General features: G+C 38.6%; 8 protein-coding genes and 1 pseudogene. 6 read left to right on the forward strand and 3 right to left on the reverse strand.

Annotated features, from left to right (window positions below):
* Nucleotides 1–28: 28 nt before the first annotated feature.
* From B7697_RS08620 to B7697_RS08635, 4 genes are all read left to right on the forward strand, one after another.
* Entirely contained in the window at nt 29–205 is a 177-nt protein-coding gene (locus B7697_RS08620; RefSeq protein WP_084951394.1) for a PspC domain-containing protein, read from the forward strand.
* 58 nt (nt 206–263) lie between these two features.
* Complete coding sequence (locus B7697_RS08625) at nt 264–398, forward strand: DUF4044 domain-containing protein (RefSeq protein ID WP_084951397.1); 135 nt, start codon at nt 264–266, stop codon at nt 396–398.
* 62 nt (nt 399–460) lie between these two features.
* Nucleotides 461–1,771 carry a GTPase ObgE gene (gene obgE, locus B7697_RS08630; RefSeq protein ID WP_084951399.1) on the forward strand — a complete coding sequence of 437 codons (1,311 nt, stop codon included), beginning with the start codon at nt 461–463 and terminating at the stop codon, nt 1,769–1,771.
* 9 nt (nt 1,772–1,780) lie between these two features.
* On the forward strand, nt 1,781–1,939 hold the full coding sequence (locus B7697_RS08635) for a hypothetical protein (RefSeq protein WP_007284777.1): 159 nt from the start codon (nt 1,781–1,783) through the stop codon (nt 1,937–1,939).
* A gap of 43 nt (nt 1,940–1,982) precedes the next feature.
* Here the strand turns inward: B7697_RS08635 and B7697_RS08640 are convergent, their stop codons facing one another.
* From B7697_RS08640 to B7697_RS08645, 3 genes and pseudogenes are all read right to left on the reverse strand, one after another.
* Nucleotides 1,983–2,453: an arginine repressor gene (locus B7697_RS08640; RefSeq protein WP_084951402.1), complete on the reverse strand. Its 471-nt coding sequence runs from the start codon at nt 2,451–2,453 to the stop codon at nt 1,983–1,985.
* Nucleotides 2,450–2,751: pseudogene (locus B7697_RS09455) on the reverse strand (Xaa-Pro dipeptidyl-peptidase); the annotation flags it as partial. The gene B7697_RS08640 and the pseudogene B7697_RS09455, both read right to left, overlap by 4 nt.
* Nucleotides 2,752–2,920: 169 nt before the next feature.
* Nucleotides 2,921–5,203, reverse strand: a complete 2,283-nt coding sequence (locus tag B7697_RS08645; protein WP_084951404.1) for a Xaa-Pro dipeptidyl-peptidase — start codon at nt 5,201–5,203, stop codon at nt 2,921–2,923.
* A gap of 253 nt (nt 5,204–5,456) precedes the next feature.
* Here B7697_RS08645 and B7697_RS09365 point away from each other — a divergent pair, with 253 nt between their 5' ends.
* Both B7697_RS09365 and B7697_RS09300 read left to right on the forward strand, forming a co-directional pair.
* The gene (locus B7697_RS09365) at nt 5,457–7,388 is read left to right on the forward strand and encodes a YSIRK-type signal peptide-containing protein (RefSeq protein ID WP_192851489.1); all 1,932 of its coding nucleotides are present in this window, start codon (nt 5,457–5,459) and stop codon (nt 7,386–7,388) included.
* 1 nt (nt 7,389) lies between these two features.
* Nucleotides 7,390–21,615 (forward strand): mucin-binding protein, encoded by a 14,226-nt coding sequence (locus tag B7697_RS09300; protein WP_192851490.1) that lies wholly within the window; start codon nt 7,390–7,392, stop codon nt 21,613–21,615.
* Nucleotides 21,616–21,645: the final 30 nt, after the last annotated feature.

Genomic DNA, 21,645 nt, shown 5'->3' on the forward strand with positions numbered 1-21,645 from the left:
AAGAGGACAAGCTATGAATAAACGATTAATGAGAAGCGGTCGTGACCAAAAGATTGCTGGTGTTTGTGCTGGAGTGGCCCATTATCTTGATATCGATCCTACTATCGTTCGCGTAATATGGGGTGTCCTTGCTTGCTGTTACGGAGCTGGAATTGTAGCCTATATCATTTTATGGATTATTGCACCTGTAGCAACTGACTATTGAAAACTAGCTAAATTCATGCTAAGATAATAGAAAATAGAATGTAACGAAGGAGAGAAAAATGGCATTTGGAGATAATGGAAATCGTAAAAAAACCTTGTTTGAGAAATTAACTTTAATCATCGTGATTATTATGCTTTTAGCGAGTATATTTGGTATTTTTGCAACTGCAATTAGCGCCCTCAGTAATCTATAAAAAGATTCAAGAAAATTTTGTGACTGGGATTTCCCAGCCCTTTTTTAAAGTGAGAAGAAAAAATGAGTATGTTTTTAGATACAGCTAGGATTAAGGTCAAGGCTGGTAATGGTGGCGATGGCATGGTTGCCTTTCGTCGTGAAAAATATGTCCCTAATGGCGGTCCTTGGGGTGGTGACGGTGGTCGTGGAGGAAATGTGGTCTTTGTTGTAGACGAAGGACTACGTACTTTGATGGATTTCCGCTACAATCGCCATTTCAAGGCTGATTCTGGTGAAAAAGGGATGACTAAAGGGATGCATGGGCGTGGTGCTGAGGATCTTAGAGTTCGAGTGCCGCAAGGTACGACTGTGCGTGATGCGGAGACTGGCAAGGTCTTGACAGATTTGATTGAACACGGGCAAGAATTTATTGTAGCCCACGGTGGTCGTGGTGGACGTGGAAATATTCGCTTTGCGACACCAAAAAATCCTGCACCGGAAATCTCTGAAAATGGAGAACCAGGTCAGGAACGTGAGTTACAATTGGAACTAAAAATCCTTGCGGATGTTGGTTTGGTAGGTTTCCCATCTGTAGGGAAATCAACACTTTTAAGTGTTATCACATCTGCTAAACCAAAAATCGGTGCCTACCACTTTACGACCATTGTGCCAAATTTAGGAATGGTTCGTACCCAATCAGGTGAATCTTTTGCAGTAGCTGATTTACCAGGTTTGATTGAAGGTGCTAGTCAAGGTGTTGGTTTGGGAACCCAGTTCCTCCGTCACATTGAGCGTACACGTGTCATCCTTCACATCATTGATATGTCAGCTAGCGAAGGCCGTGATCCTTATGAGGATTATCTTGCCATCAATAAGGAGCTGGAGTCATATAATCTCCGTCTGATGGAGCGTCCACAGATTATTGTAGCTAATAAGATGGACATGCCTGAAAGTCAGGAAAATCTTGAAGAATTCAAGAAAAAATTGGCTGAAAACTACGATGAATTTGAAGAGTTGCCAGCCATTTTCCCAATATCTGGTTTAACCAAGCAAGGGCTGGCAACGCTTTTGGATGCGACAGCTGAATTGTTAGATAAGACACCAGAATTCTTGCTCTACGACGAGTCAGATATGGAAGAAGAAGCTTACTATGGATTTGACGAGGAAGAAAAAGCCTTTGAAATTAGCCGTGATGACGATGCGACATGGGTACTTTCTGGTGAAAAACTCATGAAACTCTTTAATATGACCAACTTTGATCGTGACGAGTCTGTCATGAAATTTGCCCGCCAGCTTCGTGGTATGGGGGTTGATGAAGCCCTTCGTGCGCGTGGTGCTAAAGATGGGGATTTGGTCCGCATTGGTAAATTTGAGTTTGAATTTGTAGACTAGGAGACTGGTATGGGAGATAAACCGATATCTTTCCGAGATGCGGATGGCAATTTTGTTTCCGCCGCAGATGTTTGGAATGAAAAGAAATTGGAAGAACTGTTTAATCGTCTCAATCCAAATCGTGCCCTGAGATTGGCACGAACTAAAAAAGACAATCCATCTCAGTAAAATAGATAAAAAGATTCCGTGCCAGATTAGACACGGAATTTTTTTATTCTTCAAAGAAAAATGGTGGAGCGAATTTTTTCAGCTCTTCAAAGCATTTTTGAGCAGCTTCTACATCTTCACAGATGACCAGACAGACATCATCGCCACAGAGGGTAGCGATAGCGTCAGGGAAGCTCAATGCATCAATGATAGAACCAAAGGATTGAGCAAGTCCAGGAAGGGTTTTTAGTAGGACTTGGTGTTGAACTGGACGCATCAAGACAAGAGCATCTTCCATGTAAATTTCGAGACGTTTTTCCCATTTTGAGGTTGAACCTGTATTGAGCACGTAGTAAGAGTTGTCTTCTTCTCGTACTTTTGAGAGGTTCATACTTTTAATATCTCTCGAAAGTGTAGCTTGTGTAACTTGAATATCATTATCGGCAAGAAGAGCTTGTAGCTCAGCTTGAGTGTGAATCTTGTTTTTCGTTACAAGAGCTCGTATGAGTTGGTGTCGGTGTTCAGATTTATTCATAAAATGTTACTCCTTGTATTAGATACAGAAAGCGTGGACTGAACGAGATTGTCAGTCGGGTGGTAAGCGGTATTGTCACGTATGATGATTTCAAAGTCAGTAGTATAGGACTAAACGGAGAGAATCTCCCTCTTTTAACTTGTCACTAGTTGGGTGGAGATGAATTGGCTCTCTATCCGTTTATTTACATTAGTGTCCTCTACTAACAGTAAATCACTCAATTAGGGTAGCCTTTTGTCACGACTTGTTGTGAATTTATGCCAAATGGAAATTCACAGAGATTTTCCAACATGTGGTATGGTAGCGAGTAGTATTAGTGATTTCACATGTTGGTTAGGGTCTTAGTATCTTTTGTCCAAAATCCCGTTTTAGACACGTCATAGGCCTAGACCAGGATTGAATTTGATACTAAGTTTATGTGTAGTTTGACAGTTCAAGTGGAAATCTTCCATGTTGAAAGTCTGATATCATACCTCTTGACAAGGTAGGATAAGACTAGACTGTTCAAGATCGACAGTCAGCTGGTAAGCGGTATTGTCACGGATTGTGATTTCAAAGTCAGTAGTATAGAGGACTAAACGGAGAGTGTCTCCTTCTTTTAACTTGTAAATAGTCGGTTGCAGTTCAAACTGGATATCCATCCATTCATCTGCAGTAATATCCTCTACTAACAGTAAATCATTTCTATTTTGCAAATTGAGATAGCCTTTTGTCACGACGCGTTGTGCATTTTCACGAAAAGGCAATTCGTTAAGATTTTCCAACATGTGGTAGCGACCGTTGTCAATGGTTCTAGCACTTAAAACAGCTGGATAAGGTTGTAGGTATTTTTTCTGTCCAAATTCTAGCAGTTGGGCTGATAATAAACCCTTGTTTGTGCTGGATTTGATACGAAGATTGAGTTGAGCTCGACCGTTCAAGTGAATGTCTTTAGTTACAGGAAGGTCAATAGTAATCTGATTGACTTTCCCTTGATAAAGTTCTGTATTGAAGGTCTGGTAAGTCTTACCATAACGCTTAAAATCTTTATCTGAGTATTGGTTTTGAATAACTTGCTCTTCTTGACCAAGTGCGAAGGTTTCAAAGTTCTCTTGCTCACCGAAGGTATCAAGTGGTAACCAAGTCTGAGGAGCGGTATTATCCTGCCAGATAACCGTTGGAAGTTGGAAATCTGTATCTTCTCCCAGTAATTTCTTAGTAAATAAGGCGTTCATGGACTCACGGAAGTCAATGGACTGCCAATTGTTCATGTACACATGGGCGCCATTGTGGAAAAAGAGATGCTTGTTTATATGAGCAGGAAGGGCATGAAACATCTGGTAAACATGAAGTGGTTTGACATTCCAATCCTGTGAACCATGAGTAAAGACAACCTCTGCCTTTACTTTATCAGCATTGAACAGATAGTTGCGGTCATGCCAAAATTGATTGTAGTCACCAGATTTGCGATCTAACTGTTCTTTTACTTTTTCTAAGTCAGCTTGGTGAGCCTCATTACCACGGATATAGTCGCTGGCCAAGAGATTACGAGAATAGGTTAACTCAGCAAGGGAGTCAAAGTCCTCACCTGGGTAACCACCTGGGCTAGTTACCAGACCGTTTTCACGGTAGTAGTTGTACCAAGAAGAAATACCAGCCTCGGCAATGATAACCTCTAAACCATCTACACCTGTAGTCGAAAGACCATTGGACATGGTACCTAGATAAGAAAGTCCAGTTGTGGCTACTTTTCCGTTTGACCAGTCAGCCTTGACTTGACGCTGGCGCGTGTGGTCAGTAAAGGCACGGCAACGACCATTAAGCCAATCGATGACATTTTTATAAGCCTCGATTTGCTGGTAGTCTCCATTAGTCATGAAACCTGTGGAGTCTTTGGTACCAACACCAGAGACATAGAGATTAGCAAAGCCTCGTGGAAGGAAGTAGTCGTTGAGAGTATAGCTAGCGTTGATGTGCGTTAGCTTTTCCTCGGCTTCTGATACAAGCTCAGCTTGACCTTGGGCTTGGACGAGATTGAGTTGAGATTCTTTAAGCTCAATTTTCTGAGCAGGTTTGACCTCAAGCTCACCCTCCATCTTGTAGAGAGCCTTATCGCTTGCTTTATCATTTGTTCCCTGATGGTAGGGACTGGCAGTCATGATAGCAGGGATTTGCCCATCATAACGAGGACGAATAATGCTGACCTTGACTAGGTCTGGTAGACCTTTTTGGTCAGTATCGACACGAGACTCAACGTAAACGACTTCTCGAATGGCATCATGGCTAGAAAAAGTAGCCAAACTCTTGCCGTTAAAGTAGTGATAGTCATTATCCTCAGGAATAAGACCGTCGCTGACAAGTTGGTCGATAAGAGTGTTCCCCTTTTTAGTGCGAGTATTGAGTAACTGATAGAGATTTTCAACCAAGTCACCATATACAATGGGAAAACCAGTCTCTTTGCGAAAAGCTTCGCCGTCTTCAAAGTCAATCAAATAAGAAAATCCTAAAAGTTGAAAAGCCACAGTATAGAAAATATCTGCAGTCAACTCTTTATCTGATTGAAAAAATGTCAATAAGTCAGTTTCTTTATCAACTGCTAAACTGGATAGAGGATAGGAGCTGTTTTTAAAATTAAAAAAGAAACGAATAAGAAACGCTTCAAGCATTTGTTTATTTGTAATGTTGACTGGTAAATCAAATCCATACTTTTTTAATTCAAAGATAATTGTATCTCTAGGTAGCGCTAAATAGCCGAATTGATTAAAACGCATAGAACCTCCAGTGAAATTATACTTTGATTTATTATATCAAAAAAGCAAAAAAAATACCAAGATAAAGTCAAAAACAAGATAGTATATAAATATAAATAATAGCAAAGAGCTATTAATATATATATATATATATATATATATATATATAATTATTTCTTTCTTTATTTATTGAACTGATAGCGTTTTTATGATAAAATATATACTATGTAATTGTAATTTCTAGTTACATAATTAAAATAGGAAAGTGAACATTATGTATAAATCAAAAAGACAAAAAAATAAATCTTTTGATTGGTATGGTTTGAGTCAACGCTTCTCTATCCGTAAGTATCATTTTGGTGTTGCGAGTGTGCTGTTGGGGACAGCCTTGATTTTGGGTGCTGCCCAAACGACTGCCAAAGCAGAAGAAACAGCTACTGAAAATAAAACAGAAGCTGTGGCATCTGCTCCAAAAGATGATAAGGTAAGTGAGAATGTCGCAAATGTGACGACACCAGCTCTTTCTGCTACGACAGAAGCGGCTGTAGTAGAAAAGCCGGCCTTGAGTGATGAGGAAGTTGCAAAATTAGCTGCTGAAGTATCTAAGAAAGATGATAAAGCATCTGAAACAGCTACAACTGAAAAAACAGAAGCAGCTGACAAAGAAAAAGCAACACTGACTGCTCCTTTAACTGACAAAAAAGCTGATAAAGCAGTTGATGAAAAAGCTGATAAAAAGGACGAAAAGAAAGCAGAAAACCCAATTACTGCTACTAAAACTGTTCTTGAGCAGCTGACATCTGAAGCAGAAGTATTGAACACAACTGCCTCAAACTTTGCGGATAAAAAGGCAGAAGATAAAGCTGGAAAAGAAGCAATCGCAACCGCAGTAGCTTCAGCAAAAGTTCAAATCGAAGCTTCTAAGAAAGCTCTTGCTGCCGGAGAAATCACTAAGGAAGAATTGGATGCCCAACTTCAACGTATTTCATCTGCTATCGAAGCTGTCTATGCTGAGATGAAACGTGCAGGACACGTAGGTAAGGTTGAAGCAGTGTTGGCGGATGGAACTACTACCAATACAGCAATCGTAGCTCCTACAACTAAGACTCCAGTAAAAAATATTAATGATTTAACAGAAGAAGAGATAGCTGCGGTTAAACGTGAAATCATGAATGCCAACCCAAGCATTACGGATCCTTCTATGATTGAAGTAGAGAAGAAAGGAAACGGAACTGCAGGTGGAGCAACTGTTACAATAAATGGTGTTAAAACTAATATTCCTTCTGGAGATACTGTTGTTGGTACTGCGGGTACAAAAAACTTAGAGCAACTTAAAAATAATATTAACTGGTTCGACTTTGCAGCAGCATCTATTACCTACTCTAATGGTACTGTAGTAGGTCCAGCAAGAAAATTAGCGCAACCAATTACTAAAACTATCACATATCCAAATGGTGATAGAGTTGAAGGTAAAATCACAATGGTTCGTGATGTTACCTATGCTGATGGTTCAAAAGGTTTAACAACTGATGATAAATTCTTAAATTCAGGAACTGCGAAATATGTTGAACATTTATACTACACGGGTGGAGCTCAAAACGATCATGAACTTTACGAAGCTTTACAAGAAGGTATGAAGTTCAATGTTAAAACAAAGGTTGAAGGCTATACTTTAACAGCTACAGTTATAAAATTAGGTTCGAAAAATGTAGAGGCTAATCCAAATAAAACACCAGCAGGACCAGTGAATGCTGTACGTGATTATGGTGATTGGGGTTCTGATAAACAATTAGCAAAAGCACAAGCTGAGGATAAAAAATTCAAGCAAAATGCTACAAAAAATAAAACAACATTTGCTAATAACCCAACGGTTTCCGTAAATGGTGTAGCACTAACGATACCAGAATACCCAACAGAAACATTTGCCAATACAGATACCTACTATGCAAAAGCTAAAGCATACCATGAAGCGGTACAAGCATACAACAAAGCCATTGAATCTCAGAAATTATCTGCAACGAAATTGTCAGAAACTGGGTTCTCTTATGTTAATGTGAATGGTAAGGCTGTACCATCAGGATCAGCTAATCTTTATAAAAAAAATTGGAGATCAAAGACATGCGGATGTCTTAATTACATCTCAAGATACTCAATGGTCATACTTAAGGAAAGCAGGACTTCCAACAACAAATCCAGATGGAAGTGAAATGCTTACTGCATTTACATCGTCTCGTGATGAATCTAACGTTGGTGTAACATTTTCTCTTTCTGCGACATATAATGGTCGTATTGTAGACGTAAACGTAATTGCGGCTGATGCTGAAGAAGCAGGGCGTACAGAAATTGTTCAATTTGAAACAGATGGAACGAAATGGGAACAATTCATGGCATTAAATCTTCAAAAAGATATTGATGATAAAACAGCTAAAGGAGTTTATCCAAGTAAAGAAAGTGATGTTAATGCTGACGGACGTCTTGCGCAAGCGGGATATAATCCAAAAGATTGGGTTAACTTAGACGAAAAAGGGAAACCTATTGCATACGGAACTAATACATTTGGAGCGAACTACACATCAATGGGATCTAAAAACTCATTACCTATCGCTCTTTCTCAAAACGTTAAAACATTATCGATGTACTTGAACTCTGCAGGAGCGCAGGCAGGAACAATCGGATTCATGATTTATGATGGAGGAGATGCTCCGCAATCTTACGGTTCTGCACAACATATTATCGGGGACTTTAACAAAGAAGTTATTAAAGATGGAGTTAAAACTCAGGTAACAGCTACTCAGCCATATCTAGGTAATGTTAAAGGAGACCCAGATTTCCGTTCAACTAAAACTGACCCTTCAGGTGGATGGGTACTTGATGATTTAATCACATCAGAAAAATATAAAGAGACACCATTAGAATCAGGAAAAACAATTGTAACAACAGATAAGGGTGTAACAGGTAAATACTTATTATTACCAAATGGTAATGCTGTAATTGAAAAATCTGATAACACACGTGTACTTTTAAATCAAGGTGATGTTATTGAGATGGCGAACCCAGTATCTAAGCTTCCGATTCGTGGAGTTTATAACCACACAACAGGTGCTTTAGGTGAAGGTACTCTTGGAGATGAAGGAGAAAGCCAACTTCTTGATCCAGCGGTAGCAACTGAGTACAAATTACGTCAAGCCCAAGGTAATGAATATGTCCTTGAAGGTGTTCGTGCTAACCTAGGTGTTAATAATGATAAAGCTTATATCCGTGGATGGGTAGACTTCAACAACAACGGTAAATTTGATCTTAATGAATCTTCAGAAATCGTAGAAGTTAACCAAAATGGAACTTACAATATTAAATTCAAAAACACGCCACAATTACTAGATACCTCAGCAGATAGCTTAGGAGTACGTTTACGTATTTCATTAACAAAAGATGAGATTCTAGAACCAACAGGTGTGGCATCATCAGGGGAAGTAGAGGATTTCCAAACACATGTAGTTCACATGCCACGTGGTACTAGATATGAGACAAAAGATTATCAAGGGCGAGAACAAACAGTTACACTATCAACTAATGCGATGTTCATAGCTAATGGTAAAAATAAAGATTCTAAATTTACGAAATGGGCGCAAATTGAAAATGAGAATTTATCGCCGAAAATAGTTCTAACTGATAAGCAAGTCGCGTCAGAAGAAGCTATTGCTGATAAGTCTGGATTACCTGCAAATTATCGTGTAGACTCTACAGGCAAGGTTCATGTAGAACGAAATGGTGCCACTGTATATTCAGGAGAATATGTAACAGTAAAAGATAAAAATAATAAAGTTTTGGGTAAAGGACTTAAAGTTACAAACCCATTAACTGGGAAAACAGAATATTTATTAAGTGAGTATACAGAATATGATACTGCAGGAAATGAAGTAGGTACATATAAAGTTAATCCTGCTAATGAAGGTAAAAATACTTCTGTAGGAAATGGATTATATGAAACTACATTAACATTTAAACCTAACAAATCTTATGTTGGAACAGCAAAAGGTATTGCTGTACGTGCATGGGATGATAATAATAATTCAACTGGATGGGAAGCTAATAATGATACAATTGAGGCTTCTAAAATATCTACTACATTAGCAGAAAAAGATAAGGTTCTTGAAAATACAAACAATGGAAATAATGGTTATAAAACAATGGATACTAGTTATATTCCAACTGTTATTGATGTGAGACCAATAGGTGAAGATACTACAACTACTGATGTTCAAGGTAAAAAACAAAGTGCTAGACCTCAAATCCCAGTATATGGAACAGTGGAAACTGAAACAGGAGATAAGATTACAGATTCTAGGTATGCTGATGAATTCGAAATCATAGATAAGAATAAGAGTATAAAATTAGCGGATACTTTAGATAGTAATAAATCTTCATACGATAAAGATACTGAAGTAAGTAAGGCTACTACATTAACACTTGCTGATGGTAAGGTGGTTACGTATACTCCTGATAAAGATAAATTACCAGCGCGTGCGAAAATTGCTGAAGATGCAGATGTGGTAGTAACAGGTACAGGTTCTGTTGTAGTAAATAATGTTCGACTTGTTACTGGAAAAACTATCCCAGCGGGAGCTAGTCCAGTTGATCCTCATCCTGTTACAGCAGACACGGTTGTTACTCTAGCTAACGGTACAGAGACTACTATTTCTGCCGGAGGAAGAATTCCAGCAGGAGCTAAACTTAAAAATCCATTAGTAACAACGGCGAATAATACATGGAATAATGTCACATATAATACAGGTGATACTATACCACGAGAATCAGGTAATAAAATTTCTACCCTAGCTAAAGAAACAGCTATTAGTCAAATTGTAGGAAAAGGAGATGTTGTAAAAGTTGACGGTAAATATCGTGCAACTAACACGATTCCAGCGGGTACTAAAGTCAAGAGAATATTACCGTTAAATCAAGTTATATTACCAAGCGCAACACATCTTGATCCTACAACAGGAGCAATAACAGAGGTTCCACGTAGTTATGACCTGGCAAACACTAACGATTCTAAAGTAACAATCACAGGTGAAGGGGTATACGAACTTGTGAAAGATGCAAGTGGAAAACCAACAGGTGAAGTTACATTTACACCAGAACCTGGATTTGTAGGAAGAGGAACAGGTGTAGATTTAGTACAACCAGATATAGACTATAATGATGTTGTAGCAAATGATAAAGTTACAGAAAAATATGGTACTGATTACGGTAGAGCAAAATACACACCAATAGTAACACCAGTTACAGAAGCGTCGATTACACGTACAATTCACTATGTGTATGAGAGTGATAATGATGCAACAGCTACTAGTCAAGCTTCTTATAAAAATAATGATCCAATTTTATCGATCAATAATGAACCAGTAACACGTTCTCAAACTTTAAACTATACTCGTACATATAAAATGTTTGATGAAGATGGTGTATTAGACCAACCGATGGTAACTGCGAATACAGTTAGAGATGTGAATGGTACAGAATACACAGCAGGAACTGAAATACCTAAAGGTACTAAATTCTCTCAAGGAACATTGATTATTTCCGATTGGAAACATGGAGAAAATAACGAAGAGATGAATAGTATAGTTTCTCCTACTGTAAAAGGTTATACAGCGAATGTTGTAACTTTAGAATACAATGCTCCAAATGCAACAGGAGAAATGGCTCATATTAAAGATACTAAGGAAATTGGTACTTATAAACCGATTGATAGAAATACAAAAGATGTCGGAACGTATAAACCAGCTTCTTCTGCAATAAGATCAGACGACAAAGATAACTTTGATATGTATGTTGTTTACAAAGCTGATATCCAAAAAGCTAAAGTAACATACATTGACTTAGATGCAACAGGTGATGCTCGTATTCTTGAAGTTCAAACAGCAGCAACTGCTCCTGCAACAGGTGCAGATGCGAAAACAACTTATGGGGTTACAACACTTCAAGGTAAATCTCATACGAAGATTCCTTACCTAACAGCTGACACAATCAAGAAATATGAAGACCTTGGTTATGAATTAGTAACTGATGACTATACAAATAATACTCAAGGTACAGCTATTGAAGGTGGACGTAAGTTCGATGACGATAAAGATGTAGACCAAGCGTTCAATGTTTACCTACGTCATAAAAAAGTTCTTCGTCAAATTAAAGATACTCAAGAAGTAACACGTACAATCGAATACAAATATGCAAGTACAGATGATGTACCAGCAGATAAACGTGGAACAACGGCTGCACCAACAGTGACTGAAACACTTCACTTTGAACGTGACCGTACAATCGACTACACATTAGCTGCGAAAGAGTATCCAGCAGAATATGCTGCTTATAAAGCTGTGTTAGATGCTAGTAGATATGATTCGCCAGAAGAATACAAAGCTCGTACAGTTTACTACGATTACATCACAAACAAAGCGATAGCTGCAGATGCAACAGCTGCTCAAAAAGCAATCGTTACATTTGGACCATGGACTCCGGTAGGTGGAACAGCTACTGGTGTAACGTTAACACCTGCAGAAGTAGCAAAAGACGATAAGTTCAACCTTGTTAACTCTCCAGAAGTGACTGGATATACTCCAGATAATGCTACTGTAGAAGCGACTGCAGCAATCGATGCAGAAGCAGATGACTACAAGATCACAGTACTTTATACTCCAGTTGCTCAAAAAGCTGTAGTTAAATTCGTAGAAGTAGACCCTACTAATACAGATAAAGTAATTACTCCAGGTCTTGCAGATCCAATCGCAGTAACAGGTAAATCAGAAGCAGCTTACCCAGCTACAACAGCAACTTCAGTAACAGATAAGATTGCTGAACTTGTTAAGAAAGGTTACGAATTAGTAAATAATGGATTTGTATCAACTGATAAATTCGATAAAGATGCAGCTGTTGATCAAGAATATGTTGTGAAATTCAAAGCTAAGGTAGTTGATATTCCATCATTTGATCCAACAAAACCAGCAAGTAATGAAAATCCAAAACCAACTCCAGGTGTAACACCAATCGATCCAAATAATCCAGATGGACCAAAATGGACTGAAGCATTAATCAATGCTGTGAAAGTACAAGAAGAAGTAACACGTACTATTAAGTATGTATACGAAGACGGTACTCCAGTAGCTGAATCTGATCTAACAAGTGTAGCTGATAAGAAAGTTAAAACACTTAAATTCACTCGTCCTGGTAAGATTAATGTAGCGACAGGAGAAATCACATACGGAGACTGGTCAGCGAACCAAACGTTCGAAGCTGTAACATCTCCAGTATTAGAGAAATACACAGCGACAGTTGCAGGAGTAACTCCAACAACAGCTAATGTACCAGAGAAAACTGTAGCGGCTACAGATAAAGACTTCGAAGAAGTAGTAGTTTACAAAACTAAACTAATCACAGTTGATCCAAAAGCTCCAAATTATAAAGAACCTAAGAAAGATCAGCCAATTAATCCAAGTGATCCAAATGGACCAAAATGGACAGATGAACTACTTGCGAAACTTAAAAATAATGAAGAGGTAACACGTACAATTACGTACACTTACTCAACAGAAGCAAGTGAATTAAACCAAGCTGAAAAAGATGGAAATAAAGGTGGAACTAATGTAGTAGAACCAGTTACTACAAAAGTGAACTATACTCGTGTAGCTAAAGTAAACCCAGTAACAGGAGAAATCACTTATGGAGATTGGGAAGCTAAAAATAACGATACTACATTAGAAGGAAATGCTCTTCCAGCTGTAGCTGGATATGTTGCAACAGGGGATGTAGAAACATCTGTTAAACCTGTAGAAAATGTTAAGGCAGAAGATAAAGATATTACGGAAAAAGTAGTGTACAAAGCACTAGGTAAATATGTACCAGTTGTACCAGCAGGATTCAATCCTCCAACAATTCAAAATCCACAATATCCAAATAATCCAACAGATCCTACAAAACCAGGAACACCAACAACAACGATTCCATATGTACCAGGAACTACACCAGTAGGACCAGATGGACAACCGTTGACACCAAAAGTACCAGGTGATCCAAAACAAGGATATGTACCACCAGTACCAACAACACCAACTGGAGACACAACAATCGTTTATACGAAAGATGGTTCTCAAGTAGCAGTAACTAAATTCGTAGATACAACTGGTAAAGGACTAGAACCTTCAGTAGTAGATACTGGTGATACAGGAAAAGCTTTCACTAAAGATGCAGAAGTAACTGCAGCAATCAATAAGATTTTAGCTCGTGGATATGAAAAAGTAGCCAATGTAAATACAAGTGAAAAAGATTATCCATCAACAGATGCTGAAAAAGTATTTGATGCTGATGCGTCAACAAACCAAGAATATACAGTAACATTCAAACCGATTGTTAAAGATATTCCAACAGATCCAACTACTCCAGGTTATGTGAAACCAGAACCAGGACAACCAGTAGTTCCAGGTGACAATAATGGACCAAAATGGCCTGATTCAGTTAAAGACTTGAAGACAACTGAATCTGTAACACGTACTATCAAGTATATTTATGACGATGGAACTCCAGTTCCAGATGCTAAACTAGGTGCAGATGTACCAGGTAAGAAAGTTCAAACTCTTGAATTCACAAGAACAGCTAAAGTTAACCTTGTGACAGGAGAAATTGAATATGGAACTTGGACACCTAAAACAACAGCTGATTTTGAAGCAGTGACAACACCAACAATTGATGGATATACATCAGCATTAGTAAGTAATCCAACAACAAGTGATGTTCCAGCTAAGACAGTAACAGCTGATGCAGCGGACTTCGAAGAAGTTGTAGTTTACAAAATAAAACAAATTACAATTGATCCAAATGATCCAAACTTCGATCCAAATAAACCAGTAGATCCAAACAATCCAGACGGACTAAAATATAAAGATCTTAAACTAGCTGAAGAAGTAAAACGTACAATTACGTATACTTATGCAGATGATGTAGCAGATACTGCTAAACGTGGAACTGAAGCAGAACCTAAACATGAAACTACAGTAAGCTTTACACGTACAGCAACAGTTAATGCTGTAACAAAAGAAATTACTTACAGTGAATGGACGGCTAAAGATAACGATACAACTCTTGAAGGAAAAGCAACTATCCCAGTTAAACCTGGATATGTAGCTACAGGAGATGTAGAAGCATCTAAGAAAGATGTAACGGGTGTTAATGCAACGGATAAAGATATTGTTGAAAAAGTTATCTATAAAGATTTAGGTAAATTTGTCCCAGTTGTTCCAGAAGGATTCACTCCTCCGACAATTGAAAACCCACAATATCCAAATAATCCAGATGATCCTACAAAACCAGGAACTCCTACAACTACGATTCCATACGTACCAGGAACTACACCAGTGGGACCAAATGGAAAACCATTAACTCCGAAAGATCCAAACGATCCAAAACAAGGATATAACCCACCAGTGCCAACGAACCCGACTGAAGATACTACAATCGTTTATACGAAAGATGGTTCTCAAGTAGCAGTTACACACTTCATCGAAGTAAACAGTGAAACTGATAAGACTGAAAAAGGTGGAGTAGCCCAATCAATCGTTGATACAGGAGATGCAGGAAAAGCATTCACGAAAGGTGCAGAAGTAACAGCTACAATCGAAGCTCTGAAAGCTAAAGGATACACAGTTGTTGAAAATAATTACCCAACAGATGGTAAATTCGACGCAGACTCTAAGACTAACCAAGAATTTAAAGTTCTTGTGACAGTTAAACCAGTAACTGTAAATCCAAATGATCCAAAACCAACTCCTAATAAACCAATCGATCCAAATAATCCAACAGGACCAAAATGGACTCCAGAGTTAATCAAAGAGTTAGAAGATGGACGTAAAGAAGAAGTTAAACGTACAATCAACTATGTATATGCAGATGGTAAGAAAGCTGCTGATTCAGTTCAAGAAACTAAAGAATTCAAACGTTCAGCAACTATCAACCCAATTACTGGTAAGATTACATTCGGAGAATGGTCACCAGCTAACCAAACATTTGGAGAAGTAACTTCACCAGAAATTAAGAACTACACTCCAAATAAAGCGACTGTACCAGCATCAGAAGTAACAGCAACTGCTGAAGACATCAATGAAACAGTAGTTTATACTACAAAACCAATTACATTAGATCCATCTAAACCAACGGATCCAAATACACCGAATGTTACTCCTAAACCTGATGACAGAGTACCAAACGATCCAAAAGGACGTACTTACAAAGAATTAGGATTAATCGAAGAAGTAACACACACAGTTCACTACAAACTTGAAGACGGTTCAGATGCAGGTATCGCTGATAATGTACAAACATTAACATTTACACGTACTGCAGAGGTAGATCCAGTAACAGGAGCAATCTCTAACTTTGGTACATGGAAAGCTAGAGGTGGAGATACAACAATTGATGCTGTAACAACACCAAATAAAGATGGATATGTGGCTTCAGCGAAAACATCTACAGAACGTACAAATGTATCAGCTACGGATAAAGATAGTGAAGAAACAATTATCTACCGTAAACTTGGTTCATATGTACCAGTAGTACCAGAAGGCATCACACCTCCGGCAGATGCTGACCTAAATCCAAAACCATATCCAAATGCAACTCCAGCAGATCCTACAAAACCAGGAACACCTACTGAAACACCAGTAGTACCATACATCCCTGGAACAACACCAGTAGGACCAAATGGAAAACCATTGACACCGAAAGATCCTAACAATCCAACCAAAGGATATGAAGTACCAGGCTTACCAACAGATCCAACAGAGAACACTACAATTACCTATGTTAAAGATGGATCACAAGTAGCGGTTGTTCACTTCATCGAAGTAAACAGTGAAACGGATAAGACTGAAAAAGGTGCAGTTGCAGAATCAGTAGTAGATACTGGTGATACAGGTAAAGTATTCACTAAAGCTGCTGATGTAACATCAACAATTGAAGCACTTAAAGCTAAAGGATACACAGTTGTTGAAAACAACTACCCAACAGATGGTACATTCGATGCAGATTCTAAGACTAACCAAGTATACAAAGTCCTAGTAACTGCTAAGCCAATTACTGTAAATCCAAACGACCCAACTCCAACTAAAGATCAACCAATCGATCCAAATAATCCAACAGGACCAAAATGGACTCCAGAGTTAATCAAAGAGTTAGAAGACGGACGTAAAGAGGAAGTGAAACGTACAATCAAGTATGTTTACGCAGATGGTTCAAAGGCTGCTGATTCAGTACAAGAAACTAAAGAGTTCAAACGTTCAGCAACTATCAATCCAGTAACTGGTAAGGTTACATTCGGAGAATGGTCACCAGCTCAAACATTTGAATCTGTGACTTCACCAAAAGTTACAAACTTCACTCCAGATAAAGAGTCTGTACCAGCGGCAGAAGTAACAGCAACTGCTGAGGATATTAATGAAACAGTAATCTATACTACAAAACCAGCAAATATCGATCCATCTAAACCAACAGATCCAAATACTCCAAACGTTACTCCAAAACCTGATGATAAAGTACCAAACGATCCAAAAGGACGTACTTACAAAGAATTAGGATTAATCGAAGAAGTAACACACACAGTTCATTATAAACTAGCTGACGGATCAGATGCAGGTATTCCTGATAATGTCCAAACATTAACATTCACTCGTACAGCTGACTTAGATCCAGTAACTGGAGCAATCTCTAACTTTGGTACATGGAAAGCTAAAGACGATGATACAACAATCGATGCTGTGCCAACACCAGCTAAAGAAGGATATGTAGCTTCAGCAGCTAAATCAACAGCTCGTGAAAGTGTTAAAGCTACGGATAAAGATAGTGAAGAAACAATTATCTACCGTAAACTTGGTTCATATGTACCAGTAATTCCTGAAGGAGTAACACCTCCAGCGAACACTGACTTAACTCCAAAACCATATCCAAATGATCCAAACGATCCTACAAAACCAGGAACACCTGCTGAAACTCCAGTAGTACCATACATCCCTGGAACAACACCTGTAGGACCAAACGGTAAACCATTAACTCCGAAAGATCCTAACGATCCAACGAAAGGATATGAAGTACCAAAACAACCAGAAGATCCAACTCAAAACACTACAATTACGTATGTGAAAGATGGTTCTCAAGTTGCATTAGTTCACTTCATTAAAGCTGATGGAACTGCAGTTCACGTATCAGTTGCGGAAGCAGGAGACACAGGTAAAGCTATTAAGACAACAAACATCGATAACGTTAAAGCTGAGTTAGCAGCTAAAGGTTACGAAGTTGTTGAACCAACTGATCCAGCTTATACAGCAGAACGTGTAGCATTCTACGCTGAGGAAAACCGTACATTCGATGACAAAGACGATAAAGGTGATAAAGGAATTAGCCAAGTTTACTACGTAATCGTTAAAGAAGGAATTACTCCAATCGATCCAGATAAACCGCTAGATCCAAATAATCCTAATGTTACTCCAAAACCAGGAGACAAAGTACCTGGAGATCCAAAACAACGTACATACGAACAACTAGGATTACTAGATGAAGTAAATCGTACAATCAACTACAGATATGCGAATACTGAAAAAGTAGATGCTGATAAACGTGGTCAAGAAGCTGCGGCTACTGTAGAACAAAAACTTCGTTACTCTCGTAAAGGTGATCTAAACAAAGTAACAGGTGAAATCACTTATACTTCTGACTGGACAGAACCACAAACATTAGCTGAAGTAATATCTCCAGTTATCGAAGGATATGTTGCAGATATTAAAGCAGCTGAAAAAGTTGAGAACGTTGCTCACGATGCAGCTGACTCAGTAGTAAACGTAGTTTACTCACCACTTGGAAAATATGTACCAAAAGTACCAGGAGGATTCGAAGTTCCAAATATTGATAAACCTCAATATCCAAACGATCCGAAAGATCCAACAAAACCAGGAACACCAACAACAGTGATTCCTCACGTTCCAGGAACAACTCCAAAAGATCCAAATGGAAATCCACTGAAACCAGTAGATCCAAATGATCCAAGTAAAGGATATGTTCCGCCAACACCTACAACTCCAACAGAAGATACACAAATCACTTATGAGAAAGATACTCAAAAAGCGAAAGTAACTTATGTGGTAGAAGGAACAGGAACAGTACTTCATACAGATAACCTAGAAGGTAAATCTGGAGAGCCAATCAAGTACTCAACAGCAGATAAACTTGCAGACTTGAAGAAACTTGGATATGACTTAGTAACTGACGGATTCACAACAGCTACAGATAAGAACTACGATAAAGATACAAAAGTTAATCAAAACTTCGTAGTAACAGTGAAACCAAAAGTTGTAGACGTTCCACCGTTTGATCCAACAAATCCGAACGATCCAAATACTCCAAAACCAGGACAACCAATTGATCCAGAAAATCCAAATGGACCAAAATGGACAGAAGAGCTAATCAAGTCATTAGACACAACTAAGCATGTTAACCGTACAATTTCTTATGTGAAAGAAGATGGAAGCAAAGTTGAGTACTTAGATAAAGATGGAAATAAATCTACAGCCGATGTGACTGACAAAGTAACATTCACTCGTGACTTGAAAGTTAATGTCGTAACTGGTAAGATTGTTGATCCTAATGTAGCTTGGACATCTAAAGACACTACATTCGATGCAGTGAAATCACCAGTAGCTCCAGGATACGTTCTGAAAGATGCAACTCAAAAAGTAGTAGCAGAAACTACAGGATTAACTGAAAACTCTAAAGATGAAACAATCAAAGTAGTTTACGTACCAGTAGGAACATGGGTGCCAAATGTACCGAAAGGTGAAACACCAATCGATCCAATTCCATATCCAAATGCTCCAACAGATCCAGGTAAAGTTGTAGATCCAAACGATCCAACAAAACCAAACGATCCAAATAAACCAAGCGTACCAGTGATTCCACATATCCCAGGAACAACACCAAAAGATCCAAATGGAAACCCACTGAAACCAGTAGATCCAGAAGATCCAACAAAAGGATATGTACCACCAACACCTACAACACCTACAGAGAACACTGAAATCAATTACGAAAAAGATACTCAAAAAGCAGTAACGAAATTCGTAGATCCAAGTGGGAACCCAATTCCAGGTGTAACGAACATCGAAGAAACTGGTAAATCAGGTGAGCCATTAACGAAAGCAACAGAAGTAACTACAGAAATTGCTAAGTTAATTGCTAAAGGATATGATCTAGTAAGCAACAACTATGGTAAAGATAATAACGGAAACTTTGACAAAGATTCTGGAAAAGATCAAGAATACACTGTAGTGTTAATACCACACGTTGAGCCAATTAAACCATTTGACCCAACAAATCCAGACGATCCAAATACTCCAAAACCAGGACAACCAATCGATCCAAATAATCCTAATGGACCAAAATGGACTGAAGAGTTAATTAACAAACTTGAAACTACTAAACACGTTACTCGTAAAATCACTTATGTAGAAGATGGTACAGATAAAGAAGTTGCAGACAAAGCAACTGACAAAGTAACATTTACTCGTGAAGCTAAGATTAACGTTGTTACAGGCACTATCGAATATGGTAAATGGACTCCAGTAAACAACGATACTACATTTGATAAAGTAACATCACCAGTAGTTCCAGGATACGTTCTGAAAGATCCATCTCAAAAAGAAGTAGATGAAACTACAGGATTAACTGAAAACTCTAAAGATGAAACAATCAAAGTTGTATACGTACCAGTTGGAAAACTTGTACCGAAAGTACCAGAAGGTGTAACACCACCAACTCCAACGCCTTACGATAATGATCCTCAAGATCCAGGTAAAGTTGTACCACCAAGTCCAACGAAACCAACAGATCCACAAGATCCAAATAGTCCGAAAGTACCAGTAATTCCTTATATCCCAGGAACAACACCAAAAGTTCCACAAGACCCAACGAAACCAGTGGATCCAAACACTAACCCACTTGTACCGTTGAAACCAGTGGATCCAAAAGATCCATCTAAAGGATATGAAGTACCACCAGTGCCAACAGATCCAGGTACGGATACACCAATCGTTTATGAAAATGATAAACAAAAAGCTATCACTAACTTCGTAGATAACAATGGTAAAGTAGTATCTGATCCAGTAGTAGATCAAGGAGATTCAGGATCTAAATTCACTAAGTCTGGAGATGTTGAAAGCAAGATTAAAGAACTTGTTAAGAAAGGTTATGTTGTAACAAGCAACGATTACCCTTCAGCAGATACAGATAGAGTATTCGACAACGATAAAGATAAAGATCAAATCTTCAACGTTAAAGTTACTCCATTAATTGTACCTACAGATCCAAATAGCCCTGATCAACCACAGGTGCCAACTGATCCAACGAAACCAGTAGGTCCAAACAACCCACTGAAACCAGTAACACCATCAACGCCAGAACCAGGTAAACCAGTATTCCCAGAAGATCCAAACAGCCCAGTATGGCCTGAAACAGTGAAAGATATGGTTACAGAAACAACTGCAACTCGTACAATCACTTATGTGGATCGCAATGGAAAAGAAGTCGCAGCTACTCACACTGAAACAATCAAGTTCAAACGTACTGCGAAAGTGAACCTAGTAACTGGAGATATCACATATGGTGAATGGATAGTAGTAGGCAATGATACTATCTTAGATGGTAACAAGTTACCGAAAGTGGATGGATATATCGCTCGTGGCGGAGATATCGAATCATCTCAAAAAGATATTAAAGCAACAGCAGGTGTAAACATCACTGAAAGAGTTGTTTACGACAAACTTGGATCATGGATTCCAAAATTACCAGAGGGACAAACACAAGTTCCACCAACTCCATATCCAAACGATCCGACAGATCCAACGAAACCAGGAACAGATAGACCACGTGTACCATACGTACCAGGATTTATCCCTGTAGATCCAAATGGAAATCCATTGAAACCAGTTGATCCAAACGATCCAACGAAAGGATATGAAGTACCGGTTGTACCGGCAGATCCAACTCAAGATACGCCAATCAAGTACATCCCTGTTCCTAAGCCAAATAATGGTGGTGGCAACAATGGAGGCGGAGGTGGTAATACACCAACTCCACAACCTCAACCAAATCCAACTCCTCAACCAGAACCTAGTCCTGCACCAAATCCTGTTCCAGTGACACCTGAGACTCCTGAACAACCAGTAGTTCCAGTGGCACCTGAACAACCAGCAGAGCCTGCTACACCACAGTATATGGATGGTCAACGTGAACTTCCAAATACAGGTACAGAAGCACACTCTAGTCTTGCAGCACTTGGACTTCTAGGAGCCTTAAGTGGATTTGGATTGATTGCTCGAAAGAAAAGAGAAGATGAAGAATAATCATTTTGATTCTCATTAGATGCTAACTTG

Source organism: Streptococcus mitis, from assembly GCF_002096895.1.
GTDB lineage: Bacteria > Bacillota > Bacilli > Lactobacillales > Streptococcaceae > Streptococcus > Streptococcus mitis_AH.

Coding starts and splice junctions, on each gene's coding strand:
- B7697_RS08640 (WP_084951402.1), bottom strand. CDS start 2,453: ATGAATAAATCTGAACACCGACACCAACTCATACGAGCTCTTGTAACG.
- B7697_RS09365 (WP_192851489.1), top strand. CDS start 5,457: ATGTATAAATCAAAAAGACAAAAAAATAAATCTTTTGATTGGTATGGT.
- B7697_RS09300 (WP_192851490.1), top strand. CDS start 7,390: ATGCTTACTGCATTTACATCGTCTCGTGATGAATCTAACGTTGGTGTA.
- B7697_RS08620 (WP_084951394.1), top strand. CDS start 29: ATGAGAAGCGGTCGTGACCAAAAGATTGCTGGTGTTTGTGCTGGAGTG.
- B7697_RS08645 (WP_084951404.1), bottom strand. CDS start 5,203: ATGCGTTTTAATCAATTCGGCTATTTAGCGCTACCTAGAGATACAATT.
- obgE (WP_084951399.1), top strand. CDS start 461: ATGAGTATGTTTTTAGATACAGCTAGGATTAAGGTCAAGGCTGGTAAT.
- B7697_RS08625 (WP_084951397.1), top strand. CDS start 264: ATGGCATTTGGAGATAATGGAAATCGTAAAAAAACCTTGTTTGAGAAA.
- B7697_RS08635 (WP_007284777.1), top strand. CDS start 1,781: ATGGGAGATAAACCGATATCTTTCCGAGATGCGGATGGCAATTTTGTT.